Raw genomic sequence first — 13,712 nt, 5'->3', positions numbered from 1 at the left:
CTTGATAACTGTCCGTGGCTCAGCCGCGCTGCCACCATTTTTTGGGCGCGCCCTCGGCGGCGGGGGCGTCGTCGACGGCTTCGGCCGGCGGCGCCAGCTGCTCGCTGAAGCGCTTGAAGAATTCGTCCGCCATGCGGTTGGCCACCGAGGCCACCAGGCGCGATCCCACCTGGGCCAGCTTGCCGCCCACGTCGGCCGTGGCGTCGTAGGTCAGCACGGTGGCGCCAGCCTCCGGCGCATCGGCCAGCGTGACCACGGCCTGCATCTTGCCGAAGCCGGCCACGCCGCCCTCGCCCTTGCCGGCGATGCGGTAGCCTTCGTTGGCGCGCCGCTCGGACAGCGTCAGGCTGCCCTTGAAGCGCGCCTTGACCGGGCCGACCGCGGCCTGCACCACGGCCTCGTATTCATCCTCGCTGCGCGCGCTGAACGATTCGCAGCCGGGCACGCAGGCTTGCAGCACGGCCGGGTCGTTGAGTGCGGCCCACACGGTTTCACGTGAGGCTGCGATGGTTTGGGTTCCGCTGAATTCCATGTTGTCTCCTTGTTCGGCCGCCTCTAGCGGACGGCCAGTGCCGCGACTGCGCGGCGGGTGAATACTTCGACCAGGTTGGCGCGGTAGCGCGCCGGGGTGCGCTCGTCGTCAAGCAGCAGGTCGGGATCGATGTGCAGGCCGTCCAGCGCGGCCACGTCGCAGCCGGCGCCCAGCGCCTGCTCGGCCTCGCGCCAGCGGAACACCGACGGCGCGGCGCCGGTGACGGCCAGCCGCACGTGCTCGCCGAAGTCCGCCACGAACACGCCGGCCAGCGCGTAGCCGGACGCCGGGTGGCGGTATTTCCGGTAGGCGGCGCGCTGCGGCAGCGGATACTCGATCGCCACCACCAGCTCGCCCGGCGCCAGCGCGGTCTCGAACATATCGACGAAAAAGTCATCGGCCGGCAACCGACGCGCGCTGGTCACCACGGTCGCGCCCAGCCCCAGCACCGCCGCAGGGAAGTCCGCCGCCGGATCGTTGTTGGCGACCGAACCGCCCATGGTGCCGCGGTTGCGCACCTGCGGATCGGCGATCAGGCCGGCCAGGCAGGCGAGCGCCGGTATCGCCTGCCGCACCACGGCGCTGTCGGCCACCTCGGCATGGCGGGTTGCGGCGCCGATGCGCAGCACGCCGCCTTCCAGCGCGATGCCCCTGAGTTCCTCCAGTCGGGTCAGGTCGACCAGGTGCGACGGTGCGGCCAGGCGCTGCTTGAGCGTCGGCACCAGCGTCATCCCGCCCGACAGCGGCTTGGCGTCGGGGTGTTCTTCCAGCAAAGCCAGCGCCTGCGCCAGCGAGTCCGGACGGACGTAATTAAGTGCGTACACGTTGTTCTCCAGTGGCCGCGCGTCGCCGCCGGCCGGCCCGTTCAGGGCTGTTGCAAATAGTTGTCGAGCGCCGCGGCCAGCGCCAGCGGCGTCTCGTGCATCGGATAGTGGCCGCAGCCCTCCAATACTTCGAGCTCGGCGTTCGGATACCAGGCCAGCCAGCTGCGTTCCATCAGCTCGCGTGTCAGGGTCGGGTCGTTGGCGCCGATGAATACCTTGACCGGCGTCGGGTTGCCCTGCACGCGGTCGGAAAAGTCCACCATGCCCCAGTCGCGCAGGTAGCCTTCAAACGCCTGCGGCAGGCTTTGCTCCGCCGAGTCCCGCGCCAACCGGCACAGCCATGCAAACGGCAGCCGCTTGCCGGTCGAGAAGTCGAGGATGAACTGGCGTTGCGCCAGATCGGTGGCGGCCTTGCCGAACATCGCCAGGCGCTGCTCGTCCATCCGCGAGCCGCAGGCCGGCACCGCGGCGATGGCTGCCATGCGCTCGATGCGTCCGGGACGCGCGGCCAGCAGCACGCGCTGGATCGCCACCCCGCCCATCGAGTGGCCGACCAGCGCGAAGCGCCCCCAGCCCAGGCTGTCGGCCAGCGCCAGCACGTCGGCCGCCGCCTCGTCGAAATTGAACTCGCCATCAAGCCCGCGCGAGCGGCCATAGCCGCGGTAGTCGGCGAACACCCAGGTGGCGCGCTCGGGATCGAGTCCGGCCAGGAAGCCGGTCCAGTCCTCGGCCCAGCCGAAGGCGCCGCCCAACACCATCACCTTGCGCGAGCCTTGCCCGAACTGCATGTGGCCCAGCATCAGCGGCTCCCGCCGGACAGGTCGCGCGCAGGCTCGATGCGGCCGCGGCACTCGCCAAAGCCGATCGTCACCGCGCCCTTGCGGGCGGCGCGGGCGCGCAGCACGATCTCGTCGCCGTCTTCGAGCGCGGTGCGGAATTCCTCCGGCCCGACTTTCAGCGGATCGGCGCCGGCGTTGGTCAGTTCGGTGATGCAGGCGCGCGCGCCGTCGTCGGCGCCGGAGATCGTGCCGCTGCCGATCAAATCACCCGGGCGCAGGTTGCAGCCATTGCTGGTGTGATGCGCCACCATCTGGCCGAAGGTCCAGTACAGGTTGCGCAGGTGGGTCCTGGTGATGCGCAGCGGACCTTCGCCGGCGGCGCGCCGTGCGGGGGTCGACAGCCAGGCTTCCAGGCCGATGTCGATGCCGCCTTGGGACTGGTCGCGCGGATCGGACAGGTGCGGCAGCGGGTCGGGATCGCCGGACCCGCGCGGCGGCGCTGGCATGCGGAACGGCACCAGCGCTTCCTGGGTAACGATCCACGGCGAGATCGAGGACAGGAAGCTCTTGCCGAGGAAAGGCCCGAGCACCTGCTCCCACCACTGGATGCTCTTGGCCGACCAGTCGTTGAGCAGGCAGTAGCCGAAGATATGTCCGTTCGCCTCGCCCACCGGGATCGGCTGGCCGAGCTGGTTGCCCTGGCCGACGAACGCGGCCAGCTCCAGCTCGAAGTCCAGCATCGGCGCCGGACCGTATTCCACGGCGCCGGCGGCGTTCTTGTACTGGCCGTGCGGACGCACCACCGGTTCGCCGCTGACGCGGATCGACGAGGCGCGGCCGTGGTAGGCGATCGGCAGCGATTTGAAGGCCGGCGGCAGCGGATCCTTCAAGCCCTTGTAGCGGCCATGGCGTTCGGTGTGATGCAGCGAGGTGAGGAAGTCGCTGTAGTCGCCGATCTCGCACGGCAGCGCCATCGATACCTTGGACATCGGCACCAGGATGCGCTCGCGCTGCGCCAGCACCTGTTCGAGTTGCGGACTGTCGCTGCGCAGCAGGTCAGACAGCGCGGCGCGCAAGGCCGACGCGTGGCGCGGGCCGAGCGCCATCAGCCCATTGAGACTGCCGCCGGCGCAGGCGCGCGCCGCTTCGGCGGCGTCGCCGTCCAGCAGCTTCAGTGCGAGCAGCGCGGCGAGGTCGACGATCTGGTCGCCGATGGCGACGCCGGCGCGGCGCGCGGCACCATCGTCGAAGACGCCGAACGGCAGGTTCTGGATCGGGAACTCGGCGTCCGCGAGATTGGCGCTATCGACCCAGGCGCGGCGCGCCGGATCGTGGGTGGCGTTCAGTTGGATCATCAATGCACCTCTCGAGCCGGACGCGCCTCTTTTTCAGCGCTCCAGTTGTCGATCGCGCCGCGCGCCTGCCGGCGGAAGCCTTCGTGCATCTGCGGCGTGCCGACCGGCGTGGTGAACTCGAGCCGGAAACCGTTCGGATCGAAGAAGTAGATCGACTTGACGAAATGGTGATCGACCGGGCCGATCACCTCGACACCGGCTGCCTGCAGGCGCGCCTTCATCGTCTCGAGATCTTCCACGCTGTCGACGCGCAACGCGATGTGGTTGACCCAAGCGGGCGTATTGGCCGAAGGCTCGGCGCTGACGTTGTCGCCGAGGTCGAAGAAGGCGATGTTCGAACCGTCGGTCATCTCGAAGAACAGGTGCACGTAGGGGCAGTACTCGCCGGTGCTGGGCACGTGGTCGAGGCGGATCACGTGCACCAGCGGCAGGCCGAGCAAGTCCTCGTAAAAGGAGCGGGTTTCTTCGGCATCGCGGCAGCGCCAGGCGAAGTGGTGCAGTCCGCGCACGGCGGGCGTATTGGTCATGATGATCTCCTTGTTGTTTGGGCTTACAGGGGAACGGCGTCGACGTCGTACTGGAACAGCCATTCGTAGCGTTCCTTGACGCGCTCCTCGCTCCATTCCCTGGTGACATAGGCGGCGGCGCCTTCGGCATGCGCCAGCGCCGGGTTGTGGAAGCGTTCGGCGTTGGCGGCCGAGCCGCGCACGATGCGCGCGGTGCGTTCGTGGCGCGCGGCCTCGTAGCGGCGCAGTGCGTCCGTCAGGTCGCCGCCGTACTGCGCCAGCGCGCGCGCCAGGATGTAGCCGTCTTCGAGCGCCATGCCGGCGCCCTGGGCCAGGAACGGCAAGGTCGGATGGCAGGCGTCGCCAAGCAGGGTGACGCTGCCCTTGGACCACTGCGGCATCGGCTCGCGCACCATCAGCGCCCACTTGTACGGCACGTCGATGGCGCGGATCATGGCTTGCACGTCCTCGTGCCAGCCGGCGAAGTCGGCCAGGCATTCTTCGTGGGTGCCGCGCTCGGACCAGGATTCGACTTCCCAGCCACCGCCTTCGACCGCGCCGACGAAGTTGACCAGCTCACCGCCGCGCAGCGGATACTGGATCACGTGCGCGCCGGGACCGACCCAGTTGGAGCCGTACGGTTCACGCATATGGGCCGGCAGGTCGGCTGCGCGGATCACGCCGCGCCAGGCCATGATGCCGGAGAAGCGCGGCGCATCCGGCCCGAACAGGGCTTCGCGGGTGCGCGAGTGGACGCCGTCGGCGCCGATCACCAGGTCGGCGGTCCAGCTGTCGCCGTTGGCGCCGTGCACGGTGACGCGGCCGTCGTCGTGCTGCTCGTGGCGCTCGACCTTCACGCCGAGGCGGATGGCGTTCGGATTGCGCTGGCGCACGCCGTCGGCCAGCACCGTGTGCAGGTCGGCGCGGTGCAGCGTGAAGTAGGGATAGCCAAAGCGCTCGCGCGAAATGGCGCCAAGGTCGAACAGGGGCCAGGACTGGCCGGTATTCCACAGGCGCACGCGCTTGCCGGCAGGCTCCGAGGCGATTTTTTCAAGCGCCGGCCCCAGGCCCAGGCGGTACAAGACGCCGGTGGCGTTCGAGCTCAGTTGCACGCCGGCGCCGATTTCCTTCAGTTGCGCGGCCTGTTCCAGCACGGTGACGTCGAAGCCCCGGTCGAGCAATGCGCTGGCGGCGGTCAGGCCGCCGAGACCGGCCCCGATGATGATGATTTTCATATGCTGTCTCGCTAATTTTTTATACTGTTTATGAAGGGGCGGACAGGCCCCGTCGCTGAACCAATATAAAGAATCCACATGGAGAGCGGAAGCAAAAAGAATCTATCGTTTAATCGAAAAGCCTAAACAATGAAGACGGCGAACAGCGCCATATGGCGTCAGGCCGCGGCCTTGCCGCGTCCGCGGCCCTTCTTGACGACGCCGGCCTTGGCGCTGTAATCCAGCGCCACCTGTTCGAACACGGCCGACAAATGGCCCAGCGTTTCATTGCTGCCGCGCCCCGCCCGCGTGATGCAGTAGAACGGCAGTTCGATGGACGGAACGATCGGGTACAGGCGCACCCGGAAGCGCTGGCAGGCGGCGGCCGAGATCGACGGCACCACGGCCACGCCGAAGCCGGCTTCGGCCATCGCTATCGCCGTTTCCAGATGGCCGACCTGGGTGCGCTTGCCGGTGGTGACGGCGGCCGCGCTGAGGTTTTCCTCGACCATGCGCTGGATCGGCGTCTCGTCCGAAAAACAGATCAGCGGCACGCCCTGCAGCGCGCGCCAGGTGTCCGCTTCGGCGCTGAAATCCGGCCAGTCGGTTTCCTGCATGCCGATGGCGAGCATCAGCCGGGTCGGAAAAATCGGCATGCGCTCGACGCCGGATTCCTTGCGGAAGAACGGACCGTAGGCGGCGTCCAGCGCGCCATCCTCGACCATGCGCAGCAACTCGACCGGTGTGTTGTCGACGACGTCGACCCGCACCAGCGGGTACAGGCTGGCGAAGCGGCTCAACACTGTCGGCATCAGGCTCACGGCGATATGCGGCATGACGCCCACGCGCAGCAGGCGCTGTTCCTCGCGGCCGATCTTGCGCAGCTCCAGCGCGGCGTTTTCGATGGTGGCGACGATGTGGGTGGCGGTGGGCAGGAACATCCGCCCGGCTTCGGTCAGCGCCACCGAGCGCGTGGTGCGGTCGAGCAGGCGGCAGTGCAGCTGGGTCTCGAGTTCGCGGATGATGGCCGACAGCGCCGCCTGCGACAGGTGCAGCCGCTGCGCGGTCTTGGTGAAGCTGGAGGCCTGGGCCACCCCGATGAAGACCTTGAGCTGCCTGAGCGAGAGATTCATGAGTAGTCCGATGAAGCGGGCGCTGCCGCAGATTGCGAAGATCCTATTCTAGCAGCAGCGGCAGCAGCGGCAGCAGCGGATGACAGCGGGTACCGTCCCTCAATCGCAGAGGTTGGCGGCCAGCCACGGGAAGCGCCGCAGGCGTTCGCTCTCGAAGCCGGCGATGCGTTCGCGCTGCTGCAGCGCCAGGCCGATTTCATCGAGGCCGTTGAGCAGGCAGTGGCGCGTGAACGGCGCGATGTCGAAGCCGGCCGTGAAGCCGTGCGCACCGATGACGCGCTGCCGTTCCAGGTCGACGCGCAGGCGGCACCCCACGGCGCTTTCGGCGGCGGCGAACAGCTGTTCCATCGAGGCGGTGTCCAGCTCGACCGGCAGCACGCCGTTCTTGCCGCAGTTCTGGCGGAAGATGTCGGCGAAGCTGTGCGCGATGATCACCTCGAAGCCATATTCCAGCAGCGCCCACGGCGCATGCTCGCGCGAGCTGCCGCAGCCGAAATTGCGTCCGGCCAGCAGGATGCGCGCGCCCTGATAGCGCGGCTGGTTCAGCACGAAGTCCGGATTGAGCGGACGGCGCGCATGGTCCTGGCCCGGTTCGCCGGCGTCCAGGTAGCGCCAGCTGTCGAACAGGTTGGGGCCGAAGCCGGTGCGCGCCACCGATTTCATGAACTGCTTGGGCAGGATGGCGTCGGTGTCGACGTTATCGCGCCGCAATGGCGCGGCCAGTCCTTCCACGATCGTGACCGGCTTCATTGCGCGCCCTCCCCGGCCAAGCTGCGGACATCGGCCAGGCGGCCGGCCAGCGCGGCGGCGGCCGCCATGGCGGGGCTGAGCAAATGACTGCGCCCGCCGGCTCCCTGGCGTCCTTCGAAATTGCGGTTCGAGGTCGAGGCGCAGCGTTCGCCCGGCGCCAGCCGGTCGTCGTTCATGGCCAGGCACATCGAGCAGCCCGGCTCGCGCCACTCGAATCCGGCGTCCTTGAAGATGCGGTCCAGGCCTTCGCGCTCGGCCTGCTCGCGGACCAGGCCGGAGCCCGGCACCACCAGCGCCAGCGCGATGTTGTCCGCGATCCGCCCGCCGCTGGCGGCGAGTACGGCTGCGGCGGCGCGCAAATCTTCGATGCGGCCGTTGGTGCAGGAACCGATGAAGACCTTGTCGATGCGGATATCCCGCATCGGCGTGCCCGGCGCCAGGTCCATGTAGGCAAGCGCGTGTTCCAGCGCCTGGCGGCGCGCCGGGTCGTCCTCGCGCGCCGGATCGGGAACGGCGCCGCCGATCGGCGCCACCATCTCGGGCGACGTGCCCCATGTCACCTGCGGCGCGATCGCGGCGGCGTCGATCTCGAGCGCGCGGTCGAAGCAGGCATCGTGGTCGGACGCCAGCGTGCGCCAGTGCGCGGCCGCGGCGTCCCACTGCGCCGCCTTGGGCGCGAACGGACGGCCGCGCAGGTAGTCCAGCGTGGTCTGGTCGACCGCCACCAGGCCCGAACGCGCGCCGGCCTCGATCGCCAGGTTGCACAAGGTCATGCGCGCCTCCATCGACAGCGCGCGCACCGTGGCGCCGGCAAACTCGATCGTATGCCCGGCGGCGCCGCCGCTGCCGATGCGGCCGATCAGATACAGCGCCAGATCCTTGGCGCTGCAGCCCGGCGCCAGCTCGCCTTCGATACGCACCAGCATGTTGCGGCTCTTGCGCGTGGCCAGCGTCTGCGTGGCCAGCACGTGCTCCACTTCGGAGGTGCCGATGCCGAACGCCAGCGCGGCCAGCGCGCCATGCGTGCTGGTATGCGAATCGCCGCACACCACCATCATGCCGGGCAAGGTCATGCCCTGCTCGGGCGCGACCACGTGGACGATGCCCTGGCGCCGGTCCTGCATGCGGAACTGGGCGATGCCGTGGCTGCCGCAGTTGCGCTCCAGCGTTTCCACCTGCAGACGCGAGAGCGGATCGGCGATGCCGTTGGCGCGGCCGGTGGTGGGCACATTGTGGTCGCACACGCCGAACGTGGCGCCCGCGCGCCAGACCGGGCGCCCGCTCGCGGCCAGGCCGGCAAACGCCTGCGGGCTGGTCACCTCGTAGACCAGGTGGCGGTCGACGTAGAGCAAGGCCGCGCCGTCGTCGTCGATGCTGACCAGGTGCTCGTCCCAGAGCTTGTCGTAGAGGGTGCGCGGCAGGACTGGCATGGTCATCAGGGTGCGATTTCTTCCAGCGACTTCTGGCGCGTCTCGGTCATGCCCCTGGCGGCGACGATGCCGAGCACGCAGACGCCGGCGAACATCAGGAACACCACGGCGACGCCGTTGGAGCCCAGCACCACGCCGACGATGGCCGGGCTGGCGGCCGAGGCGGCGCGGAACCAGGACGTCGCCAGCGAGGTGCCGATGGCCCGCATGCGGGTCGGGTAGATTTCCGGCGTGTACAGGAACAGCATGATGGTGACGGTGCCAATGACGGCGTACGCGGTCGAGCCCAGCAACATGACGGTGTAGGCCGAATGCGCGCCGCTCAGGTACAGCGCGACCAGCAGCACGGCGGCCACGCCGAACGCGCACATCGCCCACCGGCGGCGGCCGACGCGGTCGACCAGGAAGGCGCAGACCAGCACGAAGATGACGCTGAGCACATTCGACATCGAGGCCAGCCGCAGCGACTCGCCCAGCGGCAGGTGGTAGACCGTCTTGTACAGGCTGGGCAGCCAGTTGTTCAGGCCGTTGGCGACGAAATACGCGATGCCCCACAAAGCCCATACCACCAGCGTGCGCTTGCGATAGAACGACGAGAACAGTTCGCGCATGCCCGCCTTGCGCGGCGCCGCCAGGGCGGCCGCCGGACGCGGCTTGGGCACGATGCGCTGGTCGGTGCTGGCCTCCAGGCCTTCGATGATCTTTTCCGCTTCGTCGTAGCGGCCCTTGCCGATCAGCCAGCGCGGCGATTCGGGCAGGAACCAGATGAAGCCGACGATCAGCAGGCCCGGGATGCCGCCCACCAGGAACATCGACTGCCAACCCACGTTGGGCACCATCAGCGCGCCAGCCTGCGCCGCGGCCAGCAGGCCGATCGGGAAGATCAGTTCGTACAGCATGAAGAAGCGGCCGCGGTTGTGCGCCTGCGACAGCTCGTTGATATAGACCGCGGCGACCGGATTGCCGCCGCCCACCCCGATGCCCTGGATGAAGCGGCACACCATCAGCGCGCCGAAGTTGCCCGTCAGCGCGCAAGCCAGACTCATCACCGACATCAGCAGGATGGTCCAGAACTCGCTCTTGACGCGGCCGACGCGCTCGGCCAGCCAGCCGAAGAACAGCGCGCCGATCAACTGGCCCAGATAACCGGTCGCGATCAGCACGCCGATGTCGGCGGGCTTGAGGTGCCACATGCCGATCAGCACCGGCAGCACATACGCCAGCGACAAAGCGTCAAAGGCGTCGAAAAACGTTGCGCTGCCCATTACCACCCGGGCCTTGATATGCCAGCGCGAAATCGGCACGCTCTCCATGCGGGTCAGCAAGCTGGCGCCGCGATCGGCATGCTGGTCCGGCACGCCGGCGGCAGGCTGGTAGTCGATAATGCTTTGAGACATGTAACACCTTTCTGGTTATTGCTGTTTCTGCTCAGAACTGCACTTGTACACCGGTGCGCAGCAGCGCCTGCGATTGGCCGCTCGACGGCGTATAGCCGAAGGCGCCTGCCACCGCCCCTTTGCCGCTGGCGCGGACATACGAAGCACCAGCATAGACCTGGGTGAACAAGGTGTACAGGCTCAAGTGCTGGCTGACGAACAGGTTCAACTGGTTGTACTTCATGTCCATGAAGGTCGAGTGGGCGGCCGAGACGCCGAGGAAGCGCCGCTTCTGGCCCCCGCTGAGGTCGACGTTCACGCCGGCCTGCAGGTTGCGCTGCTCCTCCTCGCCGCGATTGTTTTCAAACGACACCTGGGTAAAGGTCGCGTGCGGGATGAAGATGCCGATCTGGTAAGAGCCGCCGAGGACAATGGTGCTGTAGCGGTCGGCGTTGAACACGCTGTTGCTCAGGTTCTGGCCCAGCACGCTGGTGACGCCGAACACGCTTTTCAGGTCGGCCGTGCGGTTGTGGAACATCGAATACGAACCGGCCAGGCGCGACTGGCTGCCGCTGTAGCGGAAGCCGGCCGAATACTGGCGGCTGCGCGAGAAATTGCTCGGATCCTCGCCAAAGCCGTTCATCACGCCGACCTGCAGGCCGTCGACGACCGGCGTTTCATAGCGCACCGCGTTGTCGATGCCGTACACATTGGCCAGGTTATCCAGGTTGCCTGGCGAATAAGCCCAGGAGATGCCGGGAATACTGTTGTTCAGCGGTCCCACATAGTCGTAGGCGAAGTCGGGCATGCGGCCCAGCGTGAGCGTGCCCAGCGTATTGCTGGTCAGGCCGACCGTGGCGTAGCGGTTGAACAGCTTGGTTGGATTGGCCTGCGTGCCGGCGTCGGAATTGAAGCCGGTTTCGAGCTTGAAGAAGGCGCTCAGGCCGCCGCCGAGATCTTCGGTGCCGCGGAAGCCGATGCGGTCGGGCGAACGCTTGCCCGCGTTGACAGCCCACAGGTGCGCCCCGTGGGCGTTGCTGACATAGTCGAGGCCGTCGTCGATGCTGCCGTACATGACGACGCTGGTCTGGTTGGTGGTTTGGGCGTAGGCGCCGGCGCAAGCAAGGGCGCCAAGCGCGCATACCAGGATCTGGGATTTGATGATAAGTCTCCGTTTTGATTTATAAACAACGGCACATAATGCGCAGCATTGTCGCGAACCGTTTCCTTCTTCCGTCTTGAGTGCGGAGTCGCTCCAATATAGGGGAAAAATTAAATTGGAATAAGCAAAAAGATTCTATCGATAAATCGGTTTTCCCGAACAATTACCTCGCTCGCCGCCACGACGTCAGATAGTGCGGAAATCGATTGCGGCCATGGCACATCATGCGGCATCATATCCGCCGAGAAATAATTGACGCGATTTGAGACATCAATTTTTTCTATCAATTAATAGAATTTTTCGATTAATGCCTTGCGGCTAGGAGACGGACATGAAGTGGTTTGCCAAGTTCAATATCGGGAAAAGGCTGGGAGCGGGGTTCGCCCTGATGCTGGCGCTGATGCTTTTCACCACCGTGCTCAGCATCTGGCGCATGAATGACATCGCCGCCGCGTCTGAGGCGATGTCGGCCCCGCTGGCCAAGGAGCGCCTGATCGCCGAGTGGAATACCCAGATCTTTGGCGCGGTGCGCCGCACCGGCGCCATCGTCAAGAGCAGCGATCCCGGCGTGGCGGCCTACTTCAAGGACGAGACCGATACCGCGTCGCAACGCTCCGCCGCCCTGTCCAGGCAGATCGAACCCTTGTTGACGACGCCGGAGGAAGCCGCGCTGCTGGTGAAAATCAACGCCCAGCGCAAGCTCTACCGCGAGGCGACCAGCACGGCGATGAAAGCCAAGGCGCAGGGCGACCACGAACTGGCCGACAGCGCGCTGGAAAAATTATTTACCCCGGCCGCGAAAGGCTACCAAGACCTGCTGGAACAACTGCTGGCGCAACAGCACAAGCAAATGGATGCGCAAAGCCGGTCTATCCAGGATATCCGCGCCTATAGCGTCAAGCTGATCGCGCTGCTGGCCGTCGCCGCCCTGCTGATCGGCGCCTGCTGCTCATGGCTGCTGACGGCCGGCATCGTCGGGCCGCTGCGCGCCGCCGTCGGCATGGCCGAAACGGTGGCTGGGGGCGACCTCAGCCGCACCATCGACATCCACGGCAACGACGAGACGGCCGCCCTGATGCGCGCCCTGCGCCACATGAACGACAGCCTGGTGGGCATCGTCAGCGAGGTGCGCGGCGGCACCGACACCATCGCCACGGCGTCGAAGGAAATCAGCGCCGGCAACCTGGACCTGTCCGGACGCACCGAACAGCAGGCCAGCGCGCTGGAGGAAACCGCGGCGTCGATGGAGGAACTGACCACCACCGTGCGCCAGAACGCCGACAACGCGCGCCAGGCCAGCCAGCTGGCGATCACCGCCTCCGACGTGGCCGTGCGCGGCGGCGCGGTGGTGGGCGAAGTGGTGGCCACCATGGGCGCGATCAATGAATCGGCCAACAAGATCGTCGACATCATCAGCGTCATCGACGGCATCGCGTTCCAGACCAACATCCTGGCATTGAACGCCGCAGTGGAAGCGGCGCGCGCCGGCGAACAGGGACGCGGCTTCGCGGTGGTGGCATCCGAAGTGCGCACGCTGGCCCAGCGGTCGGCGGCGGCCGCCAAGGAAATCAAGACCCTGATCGGCGACTCGGTCGGCAAGGTCGATGCCGGCGCCAGGCTGGCCGACCAGGCCGGCGCCACCATGGAGCAGGTGGTCGCCAGCATCAAGCGCGTAACGGACATCGTGGCCCGCATCGCCAGCGCCAGCCAGGAGCAGACCGCAGGCATCGAGCAGGTGAACCAGGCCATCGGCCAGATGGACGAGGTCACGCAGCAGAACGCCGCGCTGGTCGAGGAATCGGCCGCCGCCGCGGCGGCGATGCAGGAGCAGGCCCATGCGCTGGCCGGGCTGGTGGGCGTGTTCAAGCTCGACCAGGCTCACGCGCAGACGGGAGCTACCGCCCCGGCCGGACGTTCCAACCGGGGACGCGCGGTCGCGCTGGCCCCCGCCGCGCGCCGGCGGTCGCTTCAGGGATAGTCGGGGCGGCGCATGCGGAACAGGTTGTCCCGGTTGATCTCGAAGTAATCGGCCGGGCCGCCGCCGCGCAGGATGGTCCGCGAGCCCGCCGTGTCGTAAATGCCGTCGCGCAGCAGTTCTTGCGCGATGTGCACGCCCACCACCTCCCCCATCACCAGCCAGCCGTTGGTCGGCTCGCCGGACGCGCTTTGCAGCCGGATGATCTGGCTGCACTTGCATTCGAAGGCCACCGGGCTCTCGGCCACGCGCGGCACGCCGACGATGCGCGAGGCCGCAGGCGTCAGGCCGGCCAGCCCGAACTCGCTCACCTCCGGCGGCGCCGGCGCGCAGCTGGCGTTCATCGCCTCGGCCAGCGGCCGGGTCGCCAGGTTCCAGACGAACTCGCCGGTCTGCTCGATATTGCGCAGCGTATCCTTGCGGCCCTGGCTGGAAAAGCCGATCAGCGGCGGCGTGTAGTTGAAGGCATTGAAGAAACTGTAGGGCGCCAGGTTCAGGCCGCCGTCCTCGCCGCGCGAGGAAATCCAGCCGATCGGGCGCGGCCCGACGATGGCGTTGAAAGGGTCGTGCGGCAGGCCGTGGCCCAGCGCCGGTTGGTAGAAATAGCGATCGTCCATGGCGGCATTCTCGCACAAGCCTGCGGCGCCCGCTTCGACCGCAGCGCTGCGGCTGCAGT

Annotated in this window: 13 protein-coding genes; 1 reads left to right on the top strand and 12 read right to left on the bottom strand. The window is 67.4% G+C overall.

Annotated features, from left to right (window positions below; genetic code table 11):
* Positions 1 to 19: 19 nt before the first annotated feature.
* The 11 genes from ABWW33_RS14705 to ABWW33_RS14655 form a co-directional block, all read right to left on the bottom strand.
* Positions 20 to 532 (bottom strand): SRPBCC family protein, encoded by a 513-nt coding sequence (locus ABWW33_RS14705; protein WP_176653928.1) that lies wholly within the window; start codon positions 530 to 532, stop codon positions 20 to 22.
* 23 nt (positions 533 to 555) lie between these two features.
* Positions 556 to 1,356 carry an FAD binding domain-containing protein gene (locus ABWW33_RS14700; RefSeq protein WP_176653927.1) on the bottom strand — a complete coding sequence of 267 codons (801 nt, stop codon included), beginning with the start codon at positions 1,354 to 1,356 and terminating at the stop codon, positions 556 to 558.
* 41 nt (positions 1,357 to 1,397) lie between these two features.
* Complete coding sequence (locus ABWW33_RS14695; RefSeq protein WP_353402446.1) at positions 1,398 to 2,156, bottom strand: alpha/beta fold hydrolase; 759 nt, start codon at positions 2,154 to 2,156, stop codon at positions 1,398 to 1,400.
* Positions 2,156 to 3,490, bottom strand: coding sequence for a fumarylacetoacetase (gene fahA, locus ABWW33_RS14690; RefSeq protein WP_353402445.1), 1,335 nt, complete (start codon positions 3,488 to 3,490; stop codon positions 2,156 to 2,158). The genes ABWW33_RS14695 and fahA overlap by 1 nt, the downstream gene beginning before the upstream one ends.
* On the bottom strand, positions 3,490 to 4,017 hold the full coding sequence (locus ABWW33_RS14685; protein WP_353402443.1) for a VOC family protein: 528 nt from the start codon (positions 4,015 to 4,017) through the stop codon (positions 3,490 to 3,492). The genes fahA and ABWW33_RS14685 overlap by 1 nt, the downstream gene beginning before the upstream one ends.
* A gap of 23 nt (positions 4,018 to 4,040) precedes the next feature.
* The gene (locus tag ABWW33_RS14680) at positions 4,041 to 5,231 is read right to left on the bottom strand and encodes an FAD-dependent monooxygenase (protein WP_353402441.1); all 1,191 of its coding nucleotides are present in this window, start codon (positions 5,229 to 5,231) and stop codon (positions 4,041 to 4,043) included.
* 158 nt (positions 5,232 to 5,389) lie between these two features.
* Complete coding sequence (locus tag ABWW33_RS14675; RefSeq protein ID WP_353402439.1) at positions 5,390 to 6,343, bottom strand: LysR family transcriptional regulator; 954 nt, start codon at positions 6,341 to 6,343, stop codon at positions 5,390 to 5,392.
* A gap of 99 nt (positions 6,344 to 6,442) precedes the next feature.
* Complete coding sequence (leuD, locus tag ABWW33_RS14670) at positions 6,443 to 7,093, bottom strand: 3-isopropylmalate dehydratase small subunit (RefSeq protein WP_353402437.1); 651 nt, start codon at positions 7,091 to 7,093, stop codon at positions 6,443 to 6,445.
* Entirely contained in the window at positions 7,090 to 8,514 is a 1,425-nt protein-coding gene (gene leuC / locus ABWW33_RS14665) for a 3-isopropylmalate dehydratase large subunit (RefSeq protein WP_353402646.1), read from the bottom strand. Before leuC ends, leuD begins: the two co-directional genes overlap by 4 nt.
* Before the next feature lie 14 nt (positions 8,515 to 8,528).
* Complete coding sequence (locus ABWW33_RS14660) at positions 8,529 to 9,920, bottom strand: MFS transporter (protein ID WP_353402435.1); 1,392 nt, start codon at positions 9,918 to 9,920, stop codon at positions 8,529 to 8,531.
* 31 nt (positions 9,921 to 9,951) lie between these two features.
* Positions 9,952 to 11,046, bottom strand: coding sequence for a porin (locus ABWW33_RS14655; RefSeq protein ID WP_218087925.1), 1,095 nt, complete (start codon positions 11,044 to 11,046; stop codon positions 9,952 to 9,954).
* A 346-nt stretch (positions 11,047 to 11,392) separates the two neighbouring features.
* Here ABWW33_RS14655 and ABWW33_RS14650 point away from each other — a divergent pair, with 346 nt between their 5' ends.
* Positions 11,393 to 13,039 (top strand): methyl-accepting chemotaxis protein, encoded by a 1,647-nt coding sequence (locus ABWW33_RS14650; protein WP_353402434.1) that lies wholly within the window; start codon positions 11,393 to 11,395, stop codon positions 13,037 to 13,039.
* Here the strand turns inward: ABWW33_RS14650 and ABWW33_RS14645 are convergent.
* Positions 13,030 to 13,653: a flavin reductase family protein gene (locus ABWW33_RS14645; RefSeq protein WP_176653917.1), complete on the bottom strand. Its 624-nt coding sequence runs from the start codon at positions 13,651 to 13,653 to the stop codon at positions 13,030 to 13,032. The genes ABWW33_RS14650 and ABWW33_RS14645 overlap by 10 nt on opposite strands.
* Positions 13,654 to 13,712 lie beyond the last annotated feature (59 nt).

Origin of the sequence: Duganella hordei, from assembly GCF_040369125.1 — a bacterium.
Classification (GTDB): Bacteria; Pseudomonadota; Gammaproteobacteria; order Burkholderiales; family Burkholderiaceae_D; genus Rugamonas; species Rugamonas hordei.
This window is presented reverse-complemented; position numbering and strand designations above follow the sequence as displayed.

Coding starts and splice junctions, on each gene's coding strand:
- ABWW33_RS14645 (WP_176653917.1), bottom strand. CDS start 13,653: ATGGACGATCGCTATTTCTACCAACCGGCGCTGGGCCACGGCCTGCCG.
- ABWW33_RS14650 (WP_353402434.1), top strand. CDS start 11,393: ATGAAGTGGTTTGCCAAGTTCAATATCGGGAAAAGGCTGGGAGCGGGG.
- ABWW33_RS14680 (WP_353402441.1), bottom strand. CDS start 5,231: ATGAAAATCATCATCATCGGGGCCGGTCTCGGCGGCCTGACCGCCGCC.
- ABWW33_RS14705 (WP_176653928.1), bottom strand. CDS start 532: ATGGAATTCAGCGGAACCCAAACCATCGCAGCCTCACGTGAAACCGTG.
- ABWW33_RS14685 (WP_353402443.1), bottom strand. CDS start 4,017: ATGACCAATACGCCCGCCGTGCGCGGACTGCACCACTTCGCCTGGCGC.
- ABWW33_RS14660 (WP_353402435.1), bottom strand. CDS start 9,920: ATGTCTCAAAGCATTATCGACTACCAGCCTGCCGCCGGCGTGCCGGAC.
- ABWW33_RS14695 (WP_353402446.1), bottom strand. CDS start 2,156: ATGCTGGGCCACATGCAGTTCGGGCAAGGCTCGCGCAAGGTGATGGTG.
- ABWW33_RS14675 (WP_353402439.1), bottom strand. CDS start 6,343: ATGAATCTCTCGCTCAGGCAGCTCAAGGTCTTCATCGGGGTGGCCCAG.
- fahA (WP_353402445.1), bottom strand. CDS start 3,490: ATGATCCAACTGAACGCCACCCACGATCCGGCGCGCCGCGCCTGGGTC.
- leuD (WP_353402437.1), bottom strand. CDS start 7,093: ATGAAGCCGGTCACGATCGTGGAAGGACTGGCCGCGCCATTGCGGCGC.